This is a genomic window from uncultured Sulfitobacter sp., assembly GCF_947497275.1.
Classification (GTDB): Bacteria; Pseudomonadota; Alphaproteobacteria; order Rhodobacterales; family Rhodobacteraceae; genus Sulfitobacter.
Map to the genome: position 1 here is coordinate 1 of NZ_CANMFS010000007.1, position 25325 is coordinate 25325.

General features: G+C 59.8%; 24 protein-coding genes. 19 read left to right on the top strand and 5 right to left on the bottom strand.

The features are described from left to right. A partial coding sequence (locus Q1A06_RS14505) for an acyclic terpene utilization AtuA family protein (protein ID WP_366523536.1) occupies window positions 1-143 on the bottom strand: 143 nt, incomplete at its 3' end. 225 nt (window positions 144-368) lie between these two features. Here Q1A06_RS14505 and Q1A06_RS14510 point away from each other — a divergent pair. The 6 genes from Q1A06_RS14510 to Q1A06_RS14535 are packed head-to-tail and all read left to right on the top strand — an operon-like array spanning window position 369 to window position 5353. After that, complete coding sequence (locus Q1A06_RS14510; protein WP_299565036.1) at window positions 369-1583, top strand: acyl-CoA dehydrogenase family protein; 1215 nt, start codon at window positions 369-371, stop codon at window positions 1581-1583. A gap of 14 nt (window positions 1584-1597) precedes the next feature. Beyond that, window positions 1598-2797, top strand: coding sequence for an acyl-CoA dehydrogenase family protein (locus tag Q1A06_RS14515; RefSeq protein WP_299565039.1), 1200 nt, complete (start codon window positions 1598-1600; stop codon window positions 2795-2797). Window positions 2798-2807: 10 nt separating this feature from the next. Continuing rightward, window positions 2808-3662 (top strand): SDR family oxidoreductase, encoded by an 855-nt coding sequence (locus Q1A06_RS14520; protein ID WP_299565042.1) that lies wholly within the window; start codon window positions 2808-2810, stop codon window positions 3660-3662. Next, entirely contained in the window at window positions 3655-4458 is an 804-nt protein-coding gene (locus Q1A06_RS14525) for an enoyl-CoA hydratase-related protein (RefSeq protein WP_299565045.1), read from the top strand. Before Q1A06_RS14520 ends, Q1A06_RS14525 begins: the two co-directional genes overlap by 8 nt. An 11-nt stretch (window positions 4459-4469) precedes the next feature. Continuing rightward, a complete protein-coding gene (locus tag Q1A06_RS14530) occupies window positions 4470-4952 on the top strand; it encodes a PaaI family thioesterase (RefSeq protein ID WP_299565048.1) in 483 nt (160 codons plus the stop codon). Continuing rightward, window positions 4952-5353 carry a PaaI family thioesterase gene (locus Q1A06_RS14535; RefSeq protein ID WP_037929788.1) on the top strand — a complete coding sequence of 134 codons (402 nt, stop codon included), beginning with the start codon at window positions 4952-4954 and terminating at the stop codon, window positions 5351-5353. The genes Q1A06_RS14530 and Q1A06_RS14535 overlap by 1 nt, the downstream gene beginning before the upstream one ends. An 18-nt stretch (window positions 5354-5371) precedes the next feature. Here the strand turns inward: Q1A06_RS14535 and Q1A06_RS14540 are convergent, their stop codons facing one another. Beyond that, window positions 5372-6742 (bottom strand): TetR family transcriptional regulator, encoded by a 1371-nt coding sequence (locus Q1A06_RS14540; protein WP_299565055.1) that lies wholly within the window; start codon window positions 6740-6742, stop codon window positions 5372-5374. A gap of 91 nt (window positions 6743-6833) precedes the next feature. Here Q1A06_RS14540 and Q1A06_RS14545 point away from each other — a divergent pair, with 91 nt between their 5' ends. From Q1A06_RS14545 to Q1A06_RS14560, 4 genes are all read left to right on the top strand, one after another. Further along, window positions 6834-7595 (top strand): glucose 1-dehydrogenase, encoded by a 762-nt coding sequence (locus Q1A06_RS14545; RefSeq protein WP_299565058.1) that lies wholly within the window; start codon window positions 6834-6836, stop codon window positions 7593-7595. A gap of 253 nt (window positions 7596-7848) precedes the next feature. Beyond that, window positions 7849-8703 carry an NAD(P)H-binding protein gene (locus tag Q1A06_RS14550; protein WP_299565061.1) on the top strand — a complete coding sequence of 285 codons (855 nt, stop codon included), beginning with the start codon at window positions 7849-7851 and terminating at the stop codon, window positions 8701-8703. Further along, on the top strand, window positions 8687-9418 hold the full coding sequence (locus Q1A06_RS14555; protein WP_299565701.1) for an AraC family transcriptional regulator: 732 nt from the start codon (window positions 8687-8689) through the stop codon (window positions 9416-9418). Before Q1A06_RS14550 ends, Q1A06_RS14555 begins: the two co-directional genes overlap by 17 nt. A gap of 9 nt (window positions 9419-9427) precedes the next feature. After that, window positions 9428-9883 carry a PaaI family thioesterase gene (locus Q1A06_RS14560; RefSeq protein WP_299565064.1) on the top strand — a complete coding sequence of 152 codons (456 nt, stop codon included), beginning with the start codon at window positions 9428-9430 and terminating at the stop codon, window positions 9881-9883. Between the two features lie 94 nt (window positions 9884-9977). Here Q1A06_RS14560 and Q1A06_RS14565 read toward each other — a convergent pair whose 3' ends face one another. The 3 genes from Q1A06_RS14565 to Q1A06_RS14575 form a co-directional block, all read right to left on the bottom strand. Then, entirely contained in the window at window positions 9978-10553 is a 576-nt protein-coding gene (locus tag Q1A06_RS14565) for a flavodoxin family protein (RefSeq protein ID WP_299565067.1), read from the bottom strand. A gap of 231 nt (window positions 10554-10784) precedes the next feature. Further along, window positions 10785-12320: an AMP-binding protein gene (locus tag Q1A06_RS14570; protein WP_299565069.1), complete on the bottom strand. Its 1536-nt coding sequence runs from the start codon at window positions 12318-12320 to the stop codon at window positions 10785-10787. A 24-nt stretch (window positions 12321-12344) separates the two neighbouring features. Beyond that, window positions 12345-14378 (bottom strand): NADPH-dependent 2,4-dienoyl-CoA reductase, encoded by a 2034-nt coding sequence (locus tag Q1A06_RS14575; protein ID WP_299565072.1) that lies wholly within the window; start codon window positions 14376-14378, stop codon window positions 12345-12347. Window positions 14379-14471: 93 nt separating this feature from the next. On the opposite strand from Q1A06_RS14575, the gene Q1A06_RS14580 reads away from it, so the two are divergent. The 9 genes from Q1A06_RS14580 to Q1A06_RS14620 are packed head-to-tail and all read left to right on the top strand — an operon-like array spanning window position 14472 to window position 25323. After that, on the top strand, window positions 14472-15653 hold the full coding sequence (locus tag Q1A06_RS14580; protein ID WP_299565075.1) for an acyl-CoA dehydrogenase family protein: 1182 nt from the start codon (window positions 14472-14474) through the stop codon (window positions 15651-15653). Beyond that, window positions 15650-16429, top strand: a complete 780-nt coding sequence (locus Q1A06_RS14585) for an enoyl-CoA hydratase/isomerase family protein (protein ID WP_299565077.1) — start codon at window positions 15650-15652, stop codon at window positions 16427-16429. The genes Q1A06_RS14580 and Q1A06_RS14585 overlap by 4 nt, the downstream gene beginning before the upstream one ends. Window positions 16430-16438: 9 nt before the next feature. After that, window positions 16439-17599: an acyl-CoA dehydrogenase family protein gene (locus tag Q1A06_RS14590; RefSeq protein WP_299565080.1), complete on the top strand. Its 1161-nt coding sequence runs from the start codon at window positions 16439-16441 to the stop codon at window positions 17597-17599. A 26-nt stretch (window positions 17600-17625) separates the two neighbouring features. After that, window positions 17626-19017 (top strand): AMP-binding protein, encoded by a 1392-nt coding sequence (locus Q1A06_RS14595; protein ID WP_299565083.1) that lies wholly within the window; start codon window positions 17626-17628, stop codon window positions 19015-19017. Beyond that, window positions 19014-20621, top strand: a complete 1608-nt coding sequence (locus Q1A06_RS14600; RefSeq protein WP_299565085.1) for a carboxyl transferase domain-containing protein — start codon at window positions 19014-19016, stop codon at window positions 20619-20621. Before Q1A06_RS14595 ends, Q1A06_RS14600 begins: the two co-directional genes overlap by 4 nt. Before the next feature lie 10 nt (window positions 20622-20631). Next, window positions 20632-22638: a biotin carboxylase N-terminal domain-containing protein gene (locus Q1A06_RS14605; RefSeq protein ID WP_299565088.1), complete on the top strand. Its 2007-nt coding sequence runs from the start codon at window positions 20632-20634 to the stop codon at window positions 22636-22638. Between the two features lie 4 nt (window positions 22639-22642). After that, entirely contained in the window at window positions 22643-23602 is a 960-nt protein-coding gene (locus tag Q1A06_RS14610; RefSeq protein ID WP_037929818.1) for a hydroxymethylglutaryl-CoA lyase, read from the top strand. A gap of 12 nt (window positions 23603-23614) precedes the next feature. Further along, complete coding sequence (locus tag Q1A06_RS14615; protein WP_299565094.1) at window positions 23615-24529, top strand: SDR family NAD(P)-dependent oxidoreductase; 915 nt, start codon at window positions 23615-23617, stop codon at window positions 24527-24529. Further along, window positions 24529-25323 (top strand): citryl-CoA lyase, encoded by a 795-nt coding sequence (locus Q1A06_RS14620; protein ID WP_114273059.1) that lies wholly within the window; start codon window positions 24529-24531, stop codon window positions 25321-25323. Before Q1A06_RS14615 ends, Q1A06_RS14620 begins: the two co-directional genes overlap by 1 nt. The last annotated feature ends 2 nt before the right edge of the window (window positions 25324-25325 follow it).

A 25325-nucleotide genomic window follows, 5' to 3' on the forward strand; every position in this document is an offset into this window, starting at 1 on the left:
GCCAGATAATCGAATACCAGATAGTCGATGTCGCCCTTGGACACCAACTGGCCAATGGCCTCCGGCGTGTCACCCCAAAAACCCGATGCGCACCCGATGCGCAGTTGTCGATCCGACATATACCCCCCTATCTGCCCGTCCATTCCGGCGCGCGCAATGTGTCACGAACAGCACGCTGGCCGGCCCGAAAGGCCGCAAATACCGTCCAAATCCGCAGAAACCCCGAAGGACGCTCGTTTCGATGACGTCCGATGGCCCCCCGTTTCCTCACCGCACCAAATCGCAAAAAGCGCGGCTTGCAAATATTTCTAACATATGTTTGATTTTGGTCAACAGGTCAATCTGACATTCTGCTCGGGAGGAAAACCATGAACAGTCAAGACAGTACGGGGATGGCCGATCTGCAAGCCATCAGGGCAAACTACTCGCTGACCAGCGAGCAGCGACAGATCGTCGATCACGTGGATCGCGTATCGCGCGAGGTGCTGCACCCGCTTCAAGCACGTATGGACGCGGAGGATTGGTGGCCCGACGATCTGTTCAAACAGATGGGAGAGCTCGGCCTTCTGGGGATCACCGCACCAGAGGAAATGGGCGGCTCCGGTCAGAACGAATTCACCCAGGCGCTGGTGTCCGAAGTGATCTCGAAATGGAATCCGGCGGTGGGTCTATCGCACGGGGCACACGACAACCTGTGCCTGAATAACCTGCTGCGCAACGGATCGGAGGAACAGGTAAAGAAGTATGTGCCTGGCCTGTGTTCCGGTGATCTGGTCGGAGCCCTGGGGCTGACCGAACCCGGCGCGGGCTCGGATGCGCTTGGCTCCATGGCCACCACGGCGCGTCGCGACGGTGACGACTATATCATCAACGGCTCAAAGATTTACATCACGAACGGGCCGATCGCCGATGTGGTTCTGCTTTATGCCAAGACTGACAAGTCCAAGGGTGCCAAGGGCATTTCGGCATTTATCATCGAAACCGACAATCCCGGATTCAAGGTAGCGCAGAAGCTGGACAAGATGGGCTTTCGCGGCTCGCCAACCGGCGAACTGGTGTTCGACGAGTGCCGCGTGCCGGCGTCTGCCATGGTGGGTGCCGAAAACAGCGGTGTATCAGTGGTGATGAGCGGGTTGGATCTGGAGCGGGCGATGGTCACTTCTGTCTGCGTCGGCATGGCCGAGCGGGCGCTGGAACTGGGTCTGGAGTATGCAAAGATCCGCGAGCAATTCGGCAAACCGATCGCAAGTTTCCAAATGGTGCAATCAAAACTGGCCGAGATTTACACCGAGGTAGAAACCGCCCGCGCCTTCAGCTATCGCGCATTGGCGGCCTGTGTCGGTCTGCCCAAGGGGGCCGGAGGACGTGGCGAGATTCACAAGCTGACCGCCGCCGCCTGTCTTTATGCGGGCGAAGCGTTCAACAAGGCCGTCACCGAAGCCTGCCACATCCATGGTGGGTCGGGTTACATGCAGGACACCGAGATCAACCGGTTGTTCCGCGCCAACAAACTTTTGGAGATCGGTGCGGGCACCAGTGAAGTCCGCAAGATCATCATCGCCGAAGAACTTTTGCGCGCCTGAGGGAGGACCCAGCCATGAACAAGCAATTACGCAACGACATCGACCTTCCGACTCATTTCATGACCGATGAACAGCAGGCGCTGGCCGATCAGGCCGGCAAGTTCTTCATGTCGGAGTTTCATCATCTGAACGCGGAAATGGACGACACCGATGATCTGCCGCCTTCGGTCTTTCCCAAGCTAGGTGAGATGGGATATCTTGGCCTCAACGTGCCGCCGGAATACGGCGGGGCCGGGCTCGATTTCACCTCGGCCTGCATCATAAGCGAGGAATTGTCGCGCGCCTCTGCCGCGATCGGTCTTAGCCAAGTGGCGCATGACAACCTGTGCGTCAACAATATCTACCGCAACGCCAGTGAAGATCTCCGCCGCAGATATTTGCCCGGCCTGTGCGACGGCACGCTGATCGGCGCTTTGGGCCTGACCGAACCCGGTGCTGGCTCCGATGCGCTTGGCTCGATGCGGACCACGGCGAAAAAAGATGGCGACGATTATATTCTGAACGGCGCCAAGATCTATATCACCAACGGGCCGATTGCGGATCTGGTGCTGGTTTATGCCAAGACCTCGCCAGAAAAAGGGGCCAAGGGCATTTCCGCCTTTATCGTGGAAACCGACACGCCCGGCTTCAAGGTGGCGCAGAAGCTCAACAAGATGGGGTTCCGCGGATCGCCGACCGGCGAACTGGTGTTCGAGGATTGCCGTGTGCCCGCCAAGAACATGGTCGGCAAGCTGGACGGCGGTGTCGCAGTGACAATGTCAGGGCTGGACCTGGAGCGTGCTATCGTCTGTTTCAATGCTCTGGGCATTGCGCAGCGGGCGCTGGATATCTCTATTGATTACGCGAAGACGCGCAAGCAGTTCGACAAACCGATCGCCAGTTTCCAGATGGTACAGGCGATGCTGGCCGACATGTACACGCGGATCGAGGCGGCGCGCAGTCTGTCACTGAAAACCGTCGCCATGTGCGAGGGTCTGGAAGAGGGCGAAGGCGGGCGCGGCGAAATTCACAAGCTGACAGCGGCGGCAATCTTCAAGGCTGCCGAGGCGACATCCTTTGTGCTGGACAAGGCCGTTCAGATCCACGGCGGATCGGGCTATATGCGCGATACGGAAGTGAACCGGCTTTACCGGACCGGGCGCGTGCTCGAGGTCGGTGCGGGCACTCAGGAAGTGCGCAAGCTGATCATCGCCGGCGAGCTTCTGAAAGAGTGAGGGGAAAAACATGAGCGACCGAAAGACACGGCGTTATGCCTCTGATCTCATGGCGGGCCAGGTGGCCCTCGTCACCGGTGCCGGATCGGGCATGGGCCGGGCCACGGCGCTTGAGATGGCGTCTTGCGGGGCCAGGCTGGCCCTGTTTGCACGCCGCGAAGAACCGCTGGAAGAAACCGCCGAGATGATTCGCGCCGCAGGGGGCGAGGCGTTTGTCGTGCCCGGCGACACCCGCGATGAGGACAGTATCGAAACCGCGATGGGGCGGATCAAGGAGCACTACGGGCAGCTTGACGTTCTGGTGAACAATGCGGGTGGTCAGTATATTGCCTCCGCCCGCGACATCACCAACAAGGGCTTCGAGGCGGTGATTCGCAACAATCTGATCGGGTCGTGGCAGATGACCCGCGCGGCGGCGGATCATTTCATGTATGATTCCGGCGGCTCGGTCGTATTCGTTACCGCGATTTCGGGTCGTACCGCCCTGACCGGTTTCGCGCATACCGTTGCTGCCCGTGCCGGCGTGACCGGGATGATGAAGACCTTGGCCGCCGAATGGGGCGAATACGGGATTCGTCTGAACTGCGTCGCGCCGGGCACGATCAAAACCGACGCGCTCGGCCGCTATCCTATTCCGCCAGACCGGTGGAAGGATCTGAACCGATCGGTCCTGAATCGCATGGGCGCGGCAGAGGACATCGCGGGTACGATCATCTTCCTTGCGTCCGATTTGGGGAATTTCATTACCGGCGAGGATATTTATGTTGACGGCGGTGAAACACTACATATGGGCCACGATGCCCGCGACATGATCAATCCAGACATGTTCGAGAAACGAGAGCGCGGAGACGGGAAAAATGAGTGAACCCAATGTCCTTCTGGATATCAAAGACCGCATCGCGACTGTTACTCTGAACGACCCGGAACGCCGTAATCCGATTACCGGAAACGATATGATCGAGGCACTTCTGGAAAAGTTTGCAAAAGTGCAGGCCGACCCCGAAGTCAGCGTCATGATCCTCACGGGTGCTGGTTCCGCTTTTTGTGCGGGCGGCGACATCAAGGAGATGAACGACCCCGACGGTATATTTCGAAAAGAGCCGCTGGCGGCCGCGCAAAGCTATGTCGACGGCGTACAAAGATTGCCGCAGGCGCTTTACAACCTCGATATTCCGACCATTGCAGCGGTCAATGGTGCGGCTGTTGGTGCGGGGTGTGACCTGACCATGATGTGCGACATGCGCATTGCGTCGGAAAAGGCGAAGTTCGGTGAGGTGTTTCTGAACCTCGGGATCATTCCGGGCGACGCGGGCAGCTGGTTCCTGCTGCGCCGTCTGGGCCATCAAAGGGCAGCCGATCTGACGTTTTCGGGCCGCATGGTCGCGGCCGACGAGGCGCTGGAGATCGGCATGGTGTTGGAGGTTGTGCCGCATGACACCTTGTTGGAGCGTGCCCGTGAACGTGCAGCTGTAATTGCTGCGAAACCGCCACGAGCGGTACGGATCGCCAAGCGCCTGATGCGCAACGCCGAACGGATGGATTTGCCGGATTTCCTGAATTCCGCGGCGGCCTATCAGGCATTGATGCATCAGACCGAAGACCACCATGAGGCAGTCTCTGCGTTCATCGAGAAACGAAAACCCCACTTCACGGGCCGCTAAGGAAAGAACGCATGGCTGAAATCAGCAGAGAATATATGGAGCAAGTCGCGCAAATGTGGAATGCGCGCGGCAAGGGTCTGATTACCCACATGGCGCTCGAGATCGAAAATGTGTCGAGCGAAGGCGTTCGGGTGCGGATGCCGTTCAATCCGGACTTTTGTGTGGATAAGGATCAGACCCTGCTTCACGGTGGCATTCTGACCGCCTTGCTGGACAGTGTTTTCGGGTTGGCGAACTTTGTGACCATCAAGGGGATCAGCTCGATGGCGACTCTGGACCTCAGGGTTGATTATCTGCGTGCCGCACGGTCGCGCGCGGACGTCATCGTCAACGCGCATTGTTTTCGGAAAACCCGCCATATCGCCTTTAATGCCGGCAACATCTGGTTCGATGGCCACGAGGATGCGGAAATCGCCCGTGGAACCGCTTCGTTCGCTTTGACCCGCGGTGACACCAGCCTTCTAGAAGCGATGACCAAAGGAAAAGCCTCGTAATGAACTTGCAAACCGTCAATGCCAACGTGGCCAGGGTGCCATTTTTCCGGTTTCTGAATTTCGAGGTTCAGAGCATGGACGACTTTCATGCCGAAGCCGAGATGACTTTTGAAGCCCATCATATCGGAAACCCTATCATGGAGCATTACCATGGCGGCATCATCGCCAGCTTCATGGAAGCGACAGCCGCTATTGCCGTCCAACCTGATTTCACCGAAGTTCCGGCGAAGCCGATCAATCTGACCGTGGATTATCTTCGGCCTGGTGTGAAGGGTCCGCTCTATGCCCGTGCGAATGTCACCCGCAAGGGCAAGCGTATCGCGAGTGTCAGTGTAATTACATGGCAGACGGGTCGGGAAAAACAGGTTGCAGAAGGACTGTATCACTTCCTGTTGGTCTGATCACAACCGTTGAGACGATCAGTTGGCCGTTTTGTGTTCGGTGTAGGTGGTCGTCTCTCTTGAGCAAACCCCTTCGAGAAGCAGTTTGATGAGCATGCCGGAGAATTCGGGCAGCGAAAGATACCCGTCTTTTGCGGGTTCATTCGGGTCGAACCACTCCACCGTCCAGTTCAGTGCCCCCAGCATCACCTGGCGCAATGGGACGATCTTGATATCCGACCGGATGGCACCGTCATCCTGCGCTTCGCGCAGGATCCTGTCCCACAGTCTTCCGTATTCATGACGAATTCCTCTGTGCCGTTCCCTGAAACTGTTGGGTAGCATCCCATAGCTTCGGATGTTCGCAGACGTGAACTCGCTCGCCTTGAAAAGAAAATCCAGATGCGTCCAGATTGCTGTCGCTATCCTTGCGTGATGATCGTAAGGGGCCTCAAAATCCTGAACTGCTGCGCTGACACCCGTCAAAAGGTCGCTCAACCCGGCGTTCAGAACCTCGTCCACGATCGCTTCCTTGGACTTGAAATGGTAATAAACGCTGCCCGCCTTCATCTCCGCTTCGTCGGCGATCTGTCTCAGCGTGGTTGCTTTGTAACCATTGTCCCTGAGAACGCGCGCCGCGGCGATCAGGATTTCCGCGCGGCTCTTCTCGGCCTTGCCGATGGGGTCAGGGATGTCGACAGAATTGGCGGCGTTCGTCTTTAGTCCTGTCGTAACTGCCAAGTGCCGGGAGCACATTCCATCAAGTATTAGCTTGCTCATGCGTTCAGCGAGAACATGCACCGGGTACCGATCCACATCATACCATTCCACTGTCCAGTTCATGGCACTCAGTATGAATTGGCGGATTGCAGCCACGGAGATGTCGACCCTCAGGTGGCCCGCATTTTTCGCATTATTCAAAAAGCAACTCCAGACCCGCGCATAAGCCGCGCGCAACTCACGGTGCGGAGCGCGCGCCTCATCCGACAACATCGGGTAGTTGCGGATATTGGCGGAGGTAAAGTCACTGTCGGTCAGCAGATAGGTCAGGTGCGTTTCGATGAGCAATGCGAAGGTCTTGCGAAAATCCTGGGAATCTCCCTTCGTCGACCGGACGATCTCACTGACCTTCTCGTAGAGTTGCCGCACACCAATATCCAGAACCTCGCTCAGAATCTGGTCCTTGGACTGAAAATGGTAATAGATACTTCCGGCTTCTATGCCGGATACCTGCGCAATGTCGCGCATCGTCGTAGCATTGTAGCCTTCGTGCCGGAACAGGCGAGCGGCCGCAACGAGAATACCGCCACGTGTCCGCTCCGACTTGCTCATTTCATCGTCGGTTCTCTTGATGGCATCAGTATATCTCACCATTCGTTGTCGATACTGAACAGTCACAACACTGTCCATTGTAATAAATCTAACAACTGTTAGAATACACTAAAGAAGGCTTCGAATCAAGTTCTTTGCCAAGGTGTAAGCGGAAGAGGAGGATCTCTCTATGCGAGGGTTGAATGGAAAACGTGTAATCCTGACAGGTGGCGGTAGCGGCATCGGTCGGGCCGTATGTGAACGGTTCGGCGAAGAAGGCGCCGAAGTCGCCGTTTTCGATATGAACGAAGACGGGGCGCAGGAAACTGTCCAGCATATTCTGGACGCCGGAGGCAAAGCGAAGGCGTTCAAAGTGGATATTACCGACCGTGCTCAGGTCGACAAGGCGGTGGCCGAATTCGAGGCCGGCGGGCCGGTCGACATCCTTGTGAACAACGCTGGTTGGGATGTGGTCAAGCCGTTCCTCGACAGCGATGCAGAACACTGGAAGAAGCTTATCGACATCAATCTATACGGGCCGTTGAACATGCATCACGCTGTACTGCCCGGCATGGTCGAGAATGGAAAAGGCCGCGTGGTCAACATCGCCTCAGACGCCGGCCGCGTGGGATCATCGGGTGAGTCTGTTTATGCAGCCTGCAAGGGTGGTATAATTGCATTTACCAAGACTGTTGCGCGTGAACTGGCCCGTAAGGGCATCCAGTTGAATGCGGTTGCACCTGGCCCAACCGACACACCGCTTCTTGCACAATTCGCCCAGGGCGATACCGGTGCCAAGATCGCCGAAGGCCTCAAACGGGCAATACCGATGAAACGCCTTGGCCAGCCAAGTGACTATCCCGGGATCATTTGTTTCCTGGCGTCGGATGATGCCGGATTCATCACCGGCCAAGTTATTTCGGTTTCCGGTGGCTTGTCGATGCACGGTTGATCGCTTGACAGCCGTGCTTGCTCTATTGCGCCGCTGCCAAGCCATTTCCGAAGTTACCTCCCCAACTGGTCGCGCCTTCAGTGCGGCCTTTTTTCATTGGCGGGAGATGACAATAAAACCGGGTAGCCTCCAAAATTAAGCGTTGCAGCACGGCTGCCGCTTTTTCGGATGGCCCTGGCACTACAACCGCCGAGTACCCGGCGCGCTGTACCGAAACCCTGAATGCCATCACGGCCCTTTGAAAGGAAACGGAATGATTACTGTATTCGGAGCCACCGGCACCACCGGCGCCCCCCTTGTCGATACACTTTTGTCAAAGGGCGCCAATGTGCGTGCTGTCACCAGCGATCCGAGCAAGCTCGACAAACTCAGGGACAAGGGATGCGAGGCGGTCACTGCAAGCTTCTCCGACCTTGCTGCGCTCGAACAGGCCTGCACAGGAGCGGACAGGATCTATCTGGTCACGCCCGCGCATCTGGACATGCGCCAGTGGAAAGCAAACGCGATTGCCGCGGCCAAGTCCGCAGGCGTGCAACACGTCGTTCTGGCTACCGGGCTTGGGGCATCGCCCAAGGCGGGGCTGACCTTTGGCAAGTGGCATTCCGAAGCTCAGGAGCTGCTGAAGGAAAGCGGTCTGGACTGGACCTTTATTCAGCCGACCTACTTCATGCAGAACCTGCTGTGGCAGGCCGACAGTATCGCAAAGACCGGCGTCTATCATGATGATCTGGGCGGACCTGTGTCCTGGATCGACGCCCGCGACATCGCCGATGTCGCCGCCGAGGCGCTGACCGGCGAGGGCCACGCAGGCAAGGGCTATGGCCTGACCGGGCCCGAGGCCCTGACCGGCGAAGATATTGCCGCAATCCTGTCAGACGAGACCGGACACTCCATCACATCAACACCCTTGTCGGCCGAGGACGCCAAGGCCGCGATGATCGCCGGAGGCATGCAAGACGAAGTCGCCGCGGCCATGGTGGAACTGGCTTCCATCGCGCCCAAAGGTTACCTCGGCGGCATCGAAACCACGGTCAGCGACGTCCTTGGGCGTCCGGCGCGCCGCTTCCGCGATTTCGTTGCCGAGAATCGTGATGCTTTCGTCCGATAACTGGGTGGCGGTGCCGCTCTATCTTGAGCTGGCGCCGCCTGCGGACGCTGCGGCGCAGGTCGCCCATCTATTTGTTTTCCGCGACACCGGCGCGTTGAGCGGGCGAGGCAGCGGGCGTTTCGCCACCGATCTCTTCACCCTTTCGGTGACAGGTGGCGACAGGACGCGAATATCGCTTGCGCCACCCCGCCCGGATTTTACCCGCCGACAGTCTTCCTTTTGCGGTATCGTGGCCGGGCTACGGCTGTCGGCCCGACCGGAACATATGCCAGAGGCCGCAACGCTGGAGCCCTTGGCATTGGCACTGGCCCGCGTTCGGGAGAGTGATGATGGCCTGCCATCGCTTGTTTCAGCGCTGGACGATGTTGCATGTAGGCTGAGCTTCGCGGCGCGCCCGAAGGCGGTTAGCGATCGGACCGAACGGCGCAGGACGCGCGCCGATACCGGGATTTCACGACGGCGGCTCACCGCCACCCGGCGATTTCGCCGGCTGCTGGAACAGCTCGCGGGACCCACCCCGCCGTTGAGCGATTTGGCGCTGGACGCGGGCTACTACGATCAATCGCATATGTCGGCGGTCTGCCGGGCCTATGCCGGCAGACCGCCGGGTGGGCTGCGGTCTCAGGCAACCCCGCGCGCTTTTGGCCTTTCGTTACAAGATGCACGCCTCAAGGATCGGCTACGATTGCTCATCACGGATGACTGCAAGGAGTGAGATCATAGTATGGCACAATTCGAGCCGAGGAACCCAGATTTTGACGCGCGCGTGCGCGAAAGTTTCGAGCGCCAGAAGGTGATGCACACGCTGGGGATCGGCATTGCCGACCTCTCGCCCGGTCATATAGTTCTGGAGATGGCAAACAGCGATGCGCTGACCCAGCAGCACGGGTTCCTGCATGCCGGTATTGTCTCGACCGCGCTGGACAGCGCCTGCGGATATGCGGCGTTTTCGCTGATGCCCGCGGACGCGGCAGTGCTGACCGCGGAATTCAAGATCAACCTGCTCAACCCCGCCGACGGGGAGCGGTTTCGATTCATCGCCGACGTGGTGAAACCGGGCAGAACGCTCACGGTCAGCGAAGCGCGCGCCTACGCAGTGAAGGGCCAGGATGAAAAACTTGTTGCCACGATGACCGGAACGCTGATGGCGCTGGTGGGACGGACGGGCGTTGCCGGGTGACAATCACCCCGACAACGGCTGCGGTGTTGCGCCGACGCCTGTGAACCGGCCACCGCACATCCGGGCGACCGGGCCGTTCTATCGGAAAGCTGGATTAGCTGTTCCAGCGTTTCGCAGTTTCAACCAACCGTTGACCATAAGACCGCGCCGTGTCCAGATCGCCGCCAGCCGGATATTCCTCGGGGGAGCTATCGGAGGGGGCAATCGCCAGAAGACCTGAATATCCGCCCGTCCAGTTTATCTTTTCAGGGCCGTCGGCCTTGGTGTTCGCAGGCATCAGGCCAACGCCGCACCAGAGCTGGCCGTGTTGCTGCGACAGGGTAATAAAATACTGGATGGTCGAGAACTTGTCACCATTTGCCGTTGCAGAAGTAGTAAAGCCACCGGCGATCTTGTCCTTCCAGTTCTGCGTGAACCAGGGCTTCGAGCTGGCATCGGCGAATTTCTTGAACTGCCAGGCGGGGGCGCCCATGTAGGTCGGGCTGCCATAGATGATGGCATCGGCCTTATCGAGCGCCACCCAAGCCGCCGCATCCAACTCTCCGTCGTCAGACAGTTTCAGCAATTCGACCTCGGCACCGTCGACACCCCTGGCTCCTTCGGCGACGGCATTGGCCTGAACGTCCGTGTGGCCATATCCGCTGTAGTAGACAATCGCTAGCTTCGTCATGGTCGGTATACCTTTTGTTTAAATCTCGAATAGCCATGACTTAAGAAAGACGGTTACTAAAAGAAAGCTGATTGTTTTTCCGACCCTCGTCAGTGGCCCGAAGGCCTATCATTGACAATCAACGTCATAGATTCTTAAACTATTGATAATACTAAATATAAGATCACGCCGGAGAATCATCCGGCCGAGTTCTGAGCGCAGCCGCACAGCATTTGTGCGCCGGTTCACCCTTCAGGTGCAAGGTTCTTCATCATTCAGACGGGCTTCAAGCAGATGGCGCTGAACCTTGCCACTGGTCGATCTCGGGAAATCATCGAAGGGAATAAACCGAATTTCGCGGGGCCGCTTGTATCCGGCGAGATACTCCCGGCACAGCTGTATCAATTCTTGCGCCTGCGGACCTCCATCGTCGCAGGCGACGAAGGCCACCGGGCTTTCGCCCCATTTCGCGTCGAAGGCCCGCACCACTGCAGCATCGACCACACACGGATGCGCAAGAAGCACCCGTTCGATTTCCGCTGGATACACATTTTCGCCGCCCGTCTTTATCAGGTATTTCGCCCGGTCCACGAAGTCGATGGTGCCATCGGAATTGCGTCGGAACAGGTCGCCCATGTGAAAGAACCCGTTGCGAAAGTCGCGGGCGTTGGTGTCGTCGGCGTTCCAGTATCCCGAAAATAGGGTCGGACCCCGCACCGCCATTTCGCCCGGCGTTCCAACCGGCACCTCTTCGCCGTCGGGATCGACCAACCGAACCTCGCAGAAGGCGCTGACGCGCTTGGACAATGTCTGTGGCACGACACCGGGGGCGATCAGGTCGGCGGTTCCCGGCGGCAGCCCAGTCTCGGTGGCTCCAAAGGAATTCAGATAGGGCGTGTCCAGAAGACCTGTCAGCTCCGCAATCTGATGCGGGGGCACCAAATCGGCCATCGCGCCGCAAACTTTGATCCCTTTTACGGGCAGCGGATTAGAGCGTCGTTCCGCGATGAAGGCCTCCAGCGTGCCCGGCATCATCACGAACCAACCGATTTTGTGACGTGACAGCGCCGCGTTGATGACTGCGGACTGCAACCCGTCCACCATGACCACGGTACCGCCGCGCAAAAGCGTCGCAAGAGCATGATCGGTGGAGGCCATGTGAAACATCGGTGCCCAGGCGATGAAACCGTCGCTGGGATCAAGCGCCAGTTGCGCGGCAAAGACCATGGACCGCGCGATGTGCGCGCGATGGCTGATGAGCGCCCCCTTGGGCAATCCGGTGGTTCCCGAAGTGTAAAGGATCGTCAGCCCCGCCTCCGGATCGTCCACCAGGGTGCCGACACGCGCGTCCGGCCGTGCCCCGGCCAAGGCTGCTTCCAGCTTGGGCCCGATTTCCAGACAGGGGGTTGAGGCAATATCCCGATACGCCGCCTTGAGGTCGGGTTCGACAACCGCCAGAACCGGTTCGACCAGTTCGACGCAATGCCGCAACTCGTCCGGCGCAAGCCGCCAGTTCAGGCAGGCAACGATCGCGCCGATCCCTGCCGCAGCCAGTTGCAGCTCCAGGTACTCTGCCCGGTTGTGCGACAGAATCGCAATCCTGTCCCCCGGTGCTATGCCCCTGGCCAAAAACACGGACGCCAGCCGGTCAACCCGGTCGTGCAATTCGGCATAGGTCAACCGGTTGCTGCCGTCCTCCACGGCCAGAGCCTCCGCGCAGTTGCGCACACGGGTTCGAAAGATTGAGTACAGATCGGCGCGGCCAGCGCGCATCACTTCGGGCAGCATTGTATTCTCCCTCGCTCTTGAGCCTCAGAGACTTTGCGCCAAACGCACCCCTTCATCAATAGCGCGCAGAGCGTCGAGCTCTGCCGCCTCCTTTGCACCACCAATCATCGTGACGGTGACACCCTGTGCGGCGAGGTCCTCTGCCAAAGCCCGTTCCGGTTCCTGACCGGTGCACAGCACGATGGTATCGGCGGCTATGATCTTTGGCTCACCGTCCATGACAATATGCAACCCGGCGTCGTCGATGCGGTCGTAGACCACGCCGCCCAAAGCCTCGACCCCGTGCTTGCGCAGCGCGTTGCGCAGGATCCAACCGGTCGAGACGCCAAGACCCGCGCCCGCTTTCGAGGTTTTCCGCTGTAGCATAACGACCTTGCGACGTGATGGTTTCGGGGCCAACGGATCGCCCGCCAACGCCCCCGACGTGGTGAACTGCGGGTCCACGCCCCAGGTTTCGCAGAACGCGTCGGTGTTGTGGGTCTCGGCCGGTTCGGTCACGAGGAACTCGGCCACGTCATGCCCGATGCCCCCTGCCCCCATCACCACGACGGTGTCACCGGCCGCGCGGTTGCCCGACAGGATCTCGGCATAGGTCGCGACACTGGGATGGTCGACTCCCGGCAGATCGGGAATACGCGGCGTGACCCCGGTCGAGATGACCACATGGTCAAAGCCAGTGAGATCGTCCGACCCGGCGCGCTGTCCAAGGCGCAGCTTGACGCCGTGTTTCTGCAACTGGCCACCATAGTACCGCAAGGTCTCGTTGAACTCGTCTTTACCCGGTGCCGCTTGCGCCAGATTCAATTGACCGCCCAGTTTGTCTTGCGCTTCGAACAGGGTAACATCATGGCCCAGCATTGCGGCCTCAGAAGCTGTGGCCATGCCCGCGGCGCCACCGCCGACAACGGCCACTTTTTTGGGTGATTCGGTCGGACTCTCCCGAAATTCGGTTTCGCGTCCGGCACGTGGGTTGACCAGACAACTGACCGGTCGATCCGAAAAGATGAAATCCAGACAGGCCTGATTGCAGGCAATACAGGTATTGATCTCGTCCGCGTGGCCCTCGCGCGTCTTTTTGACGAAGTGCGGATCGGCCAGAAAGGGCCGTGCCATAGAAATCATATCCGCCTCGCCGGAAGCAAGTATGTCCTCTGCGATCTCGGGCGTATTGATTCGGTTGGAGGCGACCACCGGAATAGAAACCGCAGCTTTCACGTTAGCTGCCGCCTGACGCCAGGCGCCGCGCGGCACCTGATAGGCGATCGTCGGCACGCGGGCCTCGTGCCAGCCGATGCCGGTGTTCAAAATATCCGCACCCTCTGCCTCGATCTTGCGCGCCAGGTCTGCGATTTCCTCGGCGGGCGCGCCGCCCTCGACCAGATCGGCGGCGGAAATCCGATAGATGACAAGAAAGTCTGACCCGCAGCGTTCGCGCACCGCGCGCACGATCTCGACCGGAAAACGGTGGCGGTTCTCAGCGCTGCCGCCCCATTCGTCTTCGCGCTTGTTGGTATGAATGACGGTAAATTCATTGATAAGGTATCCTTCGGAGCCCATGATCTCGACGCCATCGAACCCTGCTGCCTGCGCGTTTTTGGCAGCTTTCGCAAAATCCTCGATGGTGCGGCGGATGTCGGCATCAGTCATCTCGCGCGGAACAATGCGGTTGATCGGGGCGCGGATCGGGCTCGGGGCGACGCAGCTTTCGATTTTTGCATAGCGCCCCGCGTGCAGAAGCTGCGCGCAAATCAGACTGCCTTCGGCCTGGACCGCCTCGCAGATCGGACGCAGGCTGCGCGCGTCCTCCGGGTCGTCAATACGTGGCCCTTCGGGATCGAACATGCCCTCGGCATTGGGCGCAAATCCGCCCGTAACCAGAATCGCTGCCTCCCCCCGCGCCCTTTCGGCGTAAAAGGCAATCTGCCGGGCGATACTGTCGGGCTCGGTTTCCAGCCGAGTATGCATCGAACCCATGATGACACGATTTCGCAACATGTGTTGCCCTGCGCGTATCGGCGAAAGCATGGTTCCGAAGCTTTTCTTTTGCATGTCTGTCATTATGAGGATCCTCCTAAAACTCCGCTTGATCTGTATTCTAACATTTGTTAGATTTTAGGGAAGAACATATTTCGGTCATGGGGAGGATCGCGGGTGCAATTCCAGCCAACAGAAGATCAAAAGGCCTTTCGCGAAACGGCAAAACGATTTGCCACCGAGAAGCTGGCGTCGAGTTATCAAGAGCGCGCAAGCGGCCACACCTTCGACCGGGCGCTGATCAAACAGATGGGTGCGCTGGGGCTGATCGGTGCTGATCTGCCCGAGGAGTTCGGCGGGCTTGGTGAAACCTCGGTCACGTCCGGCCTGATCGTCGAAGAAATTGCATATGCCGATTTTAACGCAAGCTATGTGCAGCTTCTGGGCTCTCTCATGGGCGGCATGGTGGCGCAACACGCTTCGAAAGAGATTGCATCGGAATGGGTGCCCAAGGTTGTGTCCGGCGAAGCGGTCATCGGGCTGGGTCTGACCGAACCACGCGGCGGGTCGGACGCGGCGAACCTGATTCTGAAGGCTGAGAAATCCGGCAACGGTTGGCGTCTGAACGGCGAAAAGACATCCATGAGCTTTGCCAGCCAAGCCGATGCCGCGGTGGTTTTTGCCCGCACCGGCGATCCGGACGCAGGCGCGCGTGGGGTCAGCGCCTTTTTCGTTGATCTGAACCAGGAGGGTATCAAGCGCACCCATTTCGACGACATCGGTACAAAACCTGTCGGGCGCGGATCGGTGTTTTTCGACGACGTTTTTGTACCGGCGGAAAACATGATGGCTGAACAAGACCGCGCCTTTGGTACCATCATGGCCGGGTTCGACTATTCCCGCGCGCTGATCGGGTTGGAATGTCTGGGTGCCGCCCAGGCCTCGGTTGACGAAACCTGGGCGTATGTCCAGGAACGCGAAGCCTTCGGCGCGCCCCTGGTGCAGTATCAGGGCGTCAGCTTTCCGCTGGCCGAGGCCGAAACCCAACTGACCATGATGCGCCAGCTTTGCTATTATACGCTGGACCTGCGCGACCGTGGTCTGCCCCACACATCGCAAGCGGCGATGTGCAAGTGGTACCTGCCCAAGACCGCCTGCGAGATCCTGCACCAGTGCCTGATCCTGCACGGGCACTATGGCTACACAACCGACCTGCCGCATCATCAACGCTACAACGACGTTCTTGGCCTGCAGATCGGTGACGGCACCGCGCAGATCCAGAAGCTGGTGATCGCCCGCGAAAAAGTCGGGCGGATGGCGCTGCAATACGACAAGAGGGCGAAGGGAGGTTCGAAATGAGCGATCCCGTCATCGCCAGTATCGAGGGTGCGACCGGCATCATTGATCTGGCCCGCCCCGAGAAGTTCAATTGCCTGTCACTGGACGTGCATGAGCGCATCGCTGCCGCGCGTGCGGAATTCGAGGCGAACCCGGACATTCGGGCGATCCTCATTCGCGCGCAAGGCAAGCACTTTTGCACCGGTGCCGACCTGAACGAAGTGAAAGGTAAATTGAACGATCCCGCCGCGCTGGACCACTTCATCGCTTTTGGCATGAAGAACCTGCGCGCGCTCGAAACGTCCTCCCTCCCTGTCGTGGTGGCGGTGCAGGGGCTGTGTCTGGCCGGCGGGATCGAACTGATGTTGGCCTGTGACGTGTGCTTTGCGGGCGATAGCGCGCAATTCGGCGATCAGCACGCACAATTCGGCCTGATCCCGGGTTGGGGCGGGTCGCAGCGGCTGACCCGGCTGATGGGCCAGCGCCGGGCACTCGATTTGATGTTTTCGGCCCGGTGGCTGAAGGCGGGCGAAGCCAAAGAGGCCGGTCTGGTAAACTATGTCGTGCCCGATGCGGAATTGCACGAGGCCGCGCTGGAATACTGCCAGACGATCGCGGGCCGCTCGCGCAACGGTATCGCCGAGATGAAGCGCCTGGCACGCGAAGGTGCAGACCTTGGCATCGAGCAGCAGATGCGGCTTGAGCGTGACGCCGCCGTGCGCGCCCTGCCGAGTGATGATGTCGCCGAGGGGCTCGACGCCTTCGAGAACCGCCGCAAACCCGCTTTCAAGAGTTGAGTAGACACCATGGATTTTACCCTGAACGACGAACAACGCCAAATTTACGAATACGGCGGTCAGCTGGCACAGAAATACGACAATGCCTATTGGCTGGATCACGCCCGCAAGCATGAATTCCCGCACGACATGTTCAAACAGATTGCCGATGACGGTTTTCTGGGGATCATGGTGCCCGAGGAATACGGCGGTGCAGGTCTGGGAATGACTGAAATGGCCCTGTTCATGGAAGGTACCGCCAACCACGGCATACCGCTGCTGATGATGGTGGTCGGCCCGACAATGTCGCTGGCGCATATCGCCAGCCACGGGTCCGAATTCCACAAGAAAGAGCTTCTTCCAGCAGCATGTCGCGGCGATATCCAGTTTTGTTTCGCGATCACCGAACCGGGGGCCGGATCCAACACGATGAAGGCCACTACGCTGGCCAAGCGCCGAGGCAACCGGTTCAGCCTGTCGGGTGAAAAGACATTTATCACCGGTGCCGAGGTATCCGATTATTGCCTAGTGGTGGCGCGGACAAAGCCGCATGATGAAGTGAGCCGCAAGACCGATGGCTTTACACTCTTTGCCGTGGACCTGAAGAAAAAAGGCGTCGAAAAGCAGCGGGTCAAGATTTCGATCCCCCTGCCCGAGGAACAATGGACCCTGTTCTTCGACGAGGTCGATCTGGGCCCCGAAGATGTGGTGGGCGAGGTGGACGAGGGATTCTCGATCCTGTTCGACAGCCTCAACCCCGAACGGATCATCCTTGCCGCGTTGTGCTGCGGCATCGGACGGTTCGCGCTGAACAAGGGTGTGGCCTATGCATCCGAGCGCAGTGTTTTCGGCCAGCCCATCGGCGCGCACCAAGGTGTACAGCACCCGATGGCCAAGGCGCACACGGCGGTCGAGATGGCCAGCCTGATGACCCGTCGTGCAGCGTGGGAATTCGACAACAAGCTGCCTGCCGGAGCGTCTTCGAACATGGCAAAATACGCCGCCGCCGAAGCGGGGATCGAGGCCGTGGATGCCGCGCTTCAGGCCCATGGCGGATCGGGCTTTACCGAGGATACGGGGCTTTACGAAATGTACCCGCTGGTCCGCCTGCTGCGCACGGCACCGGTGAACCGCGAACTTTGCCTCAGCTTTATCGGCGAAAAGGTCATGGGGCTGCCGCGATCCTATTGATCGCGCGGCCGGGAAGGGAGGACGACATGCAATTTGGAATGCGCTTCCGGCGGCAAGACGCCGCCGACAAGGTGAACGACCGCTTCTGGCACGAGATCGAGGGTACGCCGCTTGATAAGGTGCGCGGTATTCAGGAAGAGCGGCTGCGCGATCAGATGGCCTATCTCAAGGCGAATTCTACCTTCTATCAGGAGAAATTCGCCGAGGCGGGCGTGGATTTCGATGACATCCGCACCATCGAGGACCTCCAGAAACTTCCCTTCACCTACAAGACCGAAATCCGAGAAAGCCTGGCCGCCGAACCGCCCTTTGGCAAGCACCGGGCTGCGCCGATGTCGGACATCATCCAGATGCAGGCGTCGTCCGGGACCACCGGCAACCCGTCCTATGTGGCGCTGACCGAAGCCGATACCGAAATGTGGCACGAGATGACGGCGCGCTGTTTCTTCGCCAACGGCGTGCGTCCCGGTGACATGGTACTGCACGCATTTTCGCTGGCCAAAGGCTTTGTCGGAGGCATTCCCGTGATGCAGGGCCTGCAGTACATGGGCACAATCGACGTACCGGTCGGGGCCGACGGCGGTGCCGAACGGCTGCTGCGGGCCTGTGCCGATACACGCCCGCGCTGCATTGTCGGTGCCCCGAACTTCGTGCTGCACTTGGCGGAAAAGGCGCCGGAAGTGCTGGGATGCAAGGCCAGCGAACTGGGCGTCGAGCAGATCGTCGTCGGCGGCGAACCCGGCGGCGGCATTCCAGCCATCCGTGCCAAGATCGAAGCGGCCTGGGGGGCGAAATGCACCGAGATGCTGGGCGGCACCGATCTGGGCGTGACCTACTGGGCCGAATGCGATGCCCAATCGGGGATGCATATGGTCAACATGGATTATATCATCACCGAACTGCTCGACCCCGAAAGCGGCGAAATCATTCCTTGGGAAAAAGGCGCCGAGGGCGAAATGATCTATACCGCTATCGGTCGTCAGGCGAGTCCGGTCGTGCGCTTCCGGTCGGGCGACTATATCGAGGTCATCGACACCGAATGCACCTGCGGCCGCACCGGTCCGAAAATCCGCTGCACCGGACGGACCGACGACATGCTGATCGTGCGGGGGGCCAACGTGTTCCCGTCGGCCATCAACAGCGTGATCACCGAAATGGTGCCCGAAACCAACGGCGTCATGCGGATCGTGGCCGATTTCGAAGGCCACACCACGCAAGGCGCGCTGACGGTGATTGTGGAACGGGGTCCTGACCGCAACGCGGCGGATGATGCTGGTCTCAAGAAAAAGATTGAACAGCGCCTGCGTGACGCTCTTGTCTTCAAGGCTGACGTTCGTCTCGTGCCCGCCGACACCTTTGAAAAACCCGGCGCCGCCAAGGTCGCCTTTGTTCTGAGAGAATATCCTGACTTGCCATGACGAAAATGAAATCCCTCCTCGACACCGGATCTGACGACTTCCGCAAGAACAACGCGCAGTATCGCGAAAAAATCGACGAACTGCATGCGCTTCGGCTCACGCAGCGGGTTGGTGGACCTGGGAAGGTGCGGAATCGACACATCGAAAAAGGTAAGATCCTGCCGCGCGAGCGCATTGAGCGCCTGATCGATCCGGGTACGCCGTTTCTTGAACTCGGCGAACTGGCCGGTTTAAACATGCACAAGGGTGTGCCGCCGGGTGCCGGCATCATTACCGGGATCGGTGTGATCGAAGGCCGCCAATGTATGATCATCGCCAATGACGCTACTGTTAAGGGCGGCACCTATTTCGGGATTACCTGTCGCAAACATGTGCGCGCGCAGAAAATTGCCTGGAAAAACCGCCTGCCCGTCATCACGCTGGTCGATTCCGGTGGCGCGTTTCTGCCCGATCAGGCGAATCTGTTCCCCGACGAAGGCCAGTTCGGTTCGATCTTCCATCAGCAGGTCGGCATGTCGGGCGACGGTGTGCCGCAGATTGCCGTGGTCATGGGCCCCTGCACGGCGGGCGGCGCTTATATCCCGGCACTTTGCGACGAAGTGGTGATCGTGCGCGGTCAAGGCTTTATGTATCTGGGCGGACCGGAGCTGACATTCGCGGCAACCGGTGAAAAGGTCGAAGCCGAAGAACTGGGTGGCGGCAAGATGCATTCGTCCGTCTCCGGCGTGACTGACCATCTGGCCGAGGACGATGCGCACGCGCTGGCCATCACCCGCGATATAGTCAGCCACTTGGGCGAAAAGCCCCTGCCCCGCAAAACACCAACCGAACCGCGCGCGCCTGCTTACCCGGTCGAGGAAATCTATGGCCTTATCAGCCGCGACCCCAAGGTGCCGACCGATAACCGCGAAATCATCGCGCGTCTGGTGGATGACAGCGATTTCCACGAGTTCAAGCCATTGTACGGTGACACGATCATGACCGGCTGGGGCCGCATCCACGGCCACGAAGTCGGCATTATCGCCAACACCGGCGTGCTGTTCGTCGAGGCTGCGCTGAAGGCCACCCATTTCATCAACCTCTGCGTCCAGCGCGATATTCCGCTTCTGTTTCTGGCGGATGTGAACGGCTTCATGGTGGGCCGCGAGGTCGAGCAGATGGGCATCGCCAAAGCCGGTGCAAAGATGATCACCGCGATGTCCTCGGCACGGGTGCCTAAATTCACCATCATCACCGGCGGATCCTATGGGGCCGGGTATCTGGCAATGTTGGGCCGCCCGTTCCAACCCGATGCGATGTTTGCCTGGCCAACCGGTCGATCGGCGATCATGGGTCCGGAACAGGCCGCCAGCGTGCTGGCACAGGTCCGCGCTCAAATCAACGAACGCGAAGGCGAAAGCTGGACGCCGGAAGAGGAGGAAGCCTTCAAGGCACCCATCCGCAAGGAATACGAGGATTTCCAAGGTGCTTACAATTTTGCCTCGAACCTGTGGATCGACAGTGTGATCGAGCCTTGTGAAACCCGCGATGTCATGGCGCTGATGCTGGATGTGACGTCGCGCAGACCCAAGGTCGAAACCAATTTCGGCGTGTTCAGGATGTGAGGCCCGAGAAATGAAAATCAAAACGCTTCTCATCGCCAATCGCGGCGAAATTGCCTGCCGGATCGCGCGCACCGCGCGGGCCAGCGGTATCACCCCTGTCGGCGTGCACTCGCAGGCCGACGCCAACGCCCTTCATGTCCGCGAGATCGGACACTCCGTCTGTATCGGCGGCGGCCCGGCATCCGAAAGCTATCTGAAGATCGACGCGGTGATCGACGCCGCGAAATCGGTCGGCGCGGATGCGATCCACCCCGGGTATGGCTTTCTCGCGGAGAACTCCGAGTTCGCCCGTGCGGTAGAAGCCGCCGGAATGATCTTTATGGGGCCGACACCCGACACGCTTGACCGTTTCGGCGACAAGGCCAGCGCCAAAAAAGCCGCCGTTGCGGCCAGCGTCCCGGTCATTTCAGGTGCCGAAGGCGCGCGGTCCGATCCACACGAAATTGCCACCGAGGTGCGTGCGATGGGCCTGCCCGTTCTGCTCAAGGCTGTCGGCGGCGGTGGCGGGCGCGGCCAACGGCTGGTGACCGACGAGACCACACTTGAGGAAGACATCGAAGGCGCGCTGCGCGAGGCAAGGTCCACCTTCGGCTCCGAAGGACTGTTGCTCGAGCGGTTCCTGCCAGAGGCCCGCCATGTCGAGGTGCAGATCGCGGGCGACGGCAAGGGCCATGTGGTGCATCTGTTCGAACGCGACTGCACGCTACAGCGCCGTCATCAGAAAGTTATCGAAGAAGCTCCGGCATGGGGGCTCCCCCGCACGCTGCTGGACCAAATCGCGCAGGACGCGGTGCGCCTGGGCGAAACACTTGACTATCGCGGTCTGGGCACGGTCGAATTTCTGGTCGCAGGGGAGGAGTATTACTTCCTTGAGGTGAACCCCCGTATTCAGGTGGAACACCCTGTCACCGAGGCAATAACCGGGCTTGATCTGGTCGCGCTTCACCTGCGCATCGCCGAAGGCGCAGGCCTTGGCCTGGTTCAGGGCGATCTGGCGATCAACGGCCATGCGGTCGAGGCACGGCTTTACGCCGAAGACCCGGCGATGCAATTCGCCCCCTCGACGGGCACGCTGACGACACTCAGCCTGCCGGATGGTCTGCGCATCGACAGCGGTGTCGAAGAAGGCGACGCGGTAACGCCGTTCTACGATCCGATGATCGCCAAGCTGATCGTTCACGCACCTGATCGGGAAACCGCCTTGGCCCGGCTGGCGACGGCGCTTGATCATGTCGCGGTCGAAGGTGTGCAAACCAACCGGGCTTTCCTGACGGCGTTGGCGCGCAACCCTGAATTTGAACAGATGCAGGTGCATACCCGCTGGATCGACGGCAGGCTCGACGCGCTGACACAATCAGGTTCCCTTGCCCGCCCCGAATTATGGAAGGCCGCCGCGGCCATTCTTTTCGTGGCGGCATCGCGCAGCGACGCAAGCGCCAATCCATGGACCAACCGCGACACCTTTACCGGTTGGCGGCTTGGCCTGGGTGGCGGTCCGATCGAGGTGGGACAGCGTGTCACGCTGACCGATTCCGCCGACACCTCCGAGGAATTGCGTGTCGGACCCGTGAAAGCACGCGGCAGGTACACCGTCCTGACGGAAACCGGAGATGCGGCAACCCTGTCGATGCGTGAAGTCGCGCCGGGCCGTTGGCGCCTGAGCGAGGGTGACACGGTCTACCTCATCGACGCACGGATCCACGCAGGCGTAATCGAGATGGCCACACCCGAGGGCCGGCTCGTCTACCGCCCGGCCGCGCCTTTGGACTTTGCCGGAGGCGATGCGGCGGCGGATCGGGCTGTTGCCTCACCGCTCACCGGTATGATCGTCGAAATCAAGGTGTCCGATGGCCAACCCGTGGCCGAAGGCGACGTGATCGCGGTCATGGAATCCATGAAACTTGAAATATCGATCCGCGCTGCCGCAGCAGGGATCGCCAGCAACATATCCGTCTCGAATGGGGACATGGTCGATCGCGGCCAGGTCATCGCCGAGATACTGCCATCCGAGGAGTGATAAAATGAGCGACTTTCCCAAATTCGTCGAGTTCAGAGAAGAAGGCCCGCGCGAGGGCTTTCAGATCGAAAAGAAAATTTACCCGATCGAAAAGCGGATCGAATTGATCGACATGCTTAGCGAAACCGGTTTGAAACGCATTCAGGTCGGCAGCTTCGTCAGCCCGAAATACGTGCCGCAAATGGCCGATACCGGCGAGCTGTTCCAGCGTATCAAACGCAAGCCCGGTGTGAACTACACGTCGCTTTGGCTGAACGACAAGGGGTTTCGCAAGGCCCTGACCGCGCATGAGGTCGATATCGACCCGCGCCTTCTGTTCTATCCCTCCGAGGCGTTTGCGCAATCGAACAACAATTGTTCGTCCGCCGAAATGCGCGAGAAGCAGCGTGACTGGGTCCGGCTTTACAAAGAAGAAGGCTATACCGTCGACGCCGCCTACGTAATGACGGCCTTCGGCTGCAACTTCGAAGGCCCCATTTCGCAAGAGCGCATTCTCGACGATTTCCGCTTTATCCTCGCGCTTTGCGAAGAGGAACAAATCCCCGTGCCGATCCTCGTCGTCGCGGATACAATGGGGTGGGGCAACCCCGAAGCGGTGAAGCGGATGATCGGTGCCCTGCGCGAACTGGCCCCGGACGCCCGGATCGGCATGCACATCCACGACACGCGCGGGCTTGGTATCGCCAATCTCCACGCCGCCCTTTCGATGGGCGTGGACATGTTCGAAAGCTCGGTCGCCGGTCTTGGGGGCTGTCCTTTCGCGGGCCACGGCCATGCGCGCGCCGCTGGCAATGTCTGCACCGAAGACGCGGTTTTCCTGTGCCACGAACTGGGCATCGAAACCGGCATCGACCTGGACAAGCTGATCGCGGCCGCACTCAAGGCGGAAGAGATCATCGAAGCGCCGCTCATGGGCCGCGTTATGCACACCGGCGGTCTCGACAAATACCGCAAGACAAGCTGAGGGAGGACGAAGATGGCAAAGGCACTTGACGGAAAGGTTGTTCTGGTCACCGGAGCGGGTGGCGGGATCGGTCGAGATATTGCGCTGATGGCTGCGGCCGAAGGCGCCGCCGTGGTGGTTAACGATCTGGGCGCGTCGCTGAAAGGCACCGGCCAGACGGAAACCGCGGCGCAAAAGGTGGTCGAAGAAATCAAGGCGACGGGCGGCGACGCGATTGCCGACGCCGGCAGCGTCACCGAACCGGACGCCGCGCGCGCGATGATCGAGGCAGGCGTTAAGGAATTCGGTCGCATCGACGCCGTGGTGAACAACGCCGGCATCCTGCGCGACTGCTTCTTCCACAAGATGACCTATGAGGATTTCGACGCGGTGGTGAAGGTCCATCTTTACGGTGCCTTCAACACCAGCCGCGCCGCCGCCGACTATTTCCGCGAACAGGAAAGCGGCGCCTTGGTGCATATGACCTCGACCTCGGGGCTGATCGGCAACTTCGCCCAGGCGAACTATTCCGCCGCCAAGCTGGGCATCGCCGCCTTTTCGAAATCGGTGGCGCTGGACCTTAAGCGCTGGAACGTGCGGTCGAACTGCATCGCGCCCTTCGCCTGGAGTCGGATGATCTCGTCGATCAAGACCGACACCGAGGAACAGAAGGCGCGCGTCGACAAGATCAAGGAGATGACACCGGCCAAGGTTGCGCCAATGGCCTGTTTCCTGATGAGCGACCGTGCGGCGGATGTGTCGGGGCAGATCTTCGCGGTGCGCAAGAACGAGATATTCCTGTTCAACCAGCCTCGCCCCCTGCGCTCCGTCCATTCCGGTGAAGGCTGGACCGCTGATGAAATCGCCGAGCGCGCCATTCCCGCGCTCAAGTCGCAATTCACACCGCTGGAAGTATCAGCGGATGTCTTTCCGTGGGATCCGGTCTAATGGCTAAACGCAAAGAGAAAATTACCTCCGACATCGGCTGGAGCACCCCCGACCAGATCAGTGTGCGCGGGCTCGACCTGCCGAATGAGATTTTGGGCCACATGAATCTCGGCGATCTCGCCTTTCTGCAACTGACGGGCCGTAAGGCCACGCCCGAAGAAAGCCGCGTTTTCAACGCCATCGTGATTACACTGGTCGAACATGGCATCACGCCGTCGGCACTGGCCGCACGCATGACCTATATGGGCGCGCCGGAGTCCCTCCAAGCGGCGGTTGCCGCCGGGCTTTGCGGGCTTGGCACGGTGTTTGTCGGCTCGATGGAGGGCGCATCGAAGATGCTTTACGAGGCGTTGCCCGAGGACAAGCTTGGCACCGGCGCCGATTTGGACGCCATCGCGCTGGAGACGGTCGAGAAATTCCGGGCCAAAAAGGCCATCGTGCCGGGCCTGGGCCATCCTGTGCACAAGCCGGTCGATCCGCGTGCTCCGCGCCTGTTCGAAATTGCGGCGCAGAACGGCAAGTCCGGTGAATACATCGAGTTGATCCAGAAGATACAGGCCGTTGCCGAAGAGAAGTCCGGCAAGATGCTGCCGATCAATGCCACCGGTGCAATCGGTGCGATCTGCTGCGAATTCGGCTTTCCCTGGAAAATCGTGCGCGGTTTCGGTGTCATGGCACGCGCCATCGGGCTGGTCGGTCATATCCTTGAAGAAAGCGAGAACCCGATTTCCTATGAGCTGTGGCAGCGCGCCGAAGAGGAAATCCTCGAAACCTCCGGCCCCGGAGCATCCTGAGC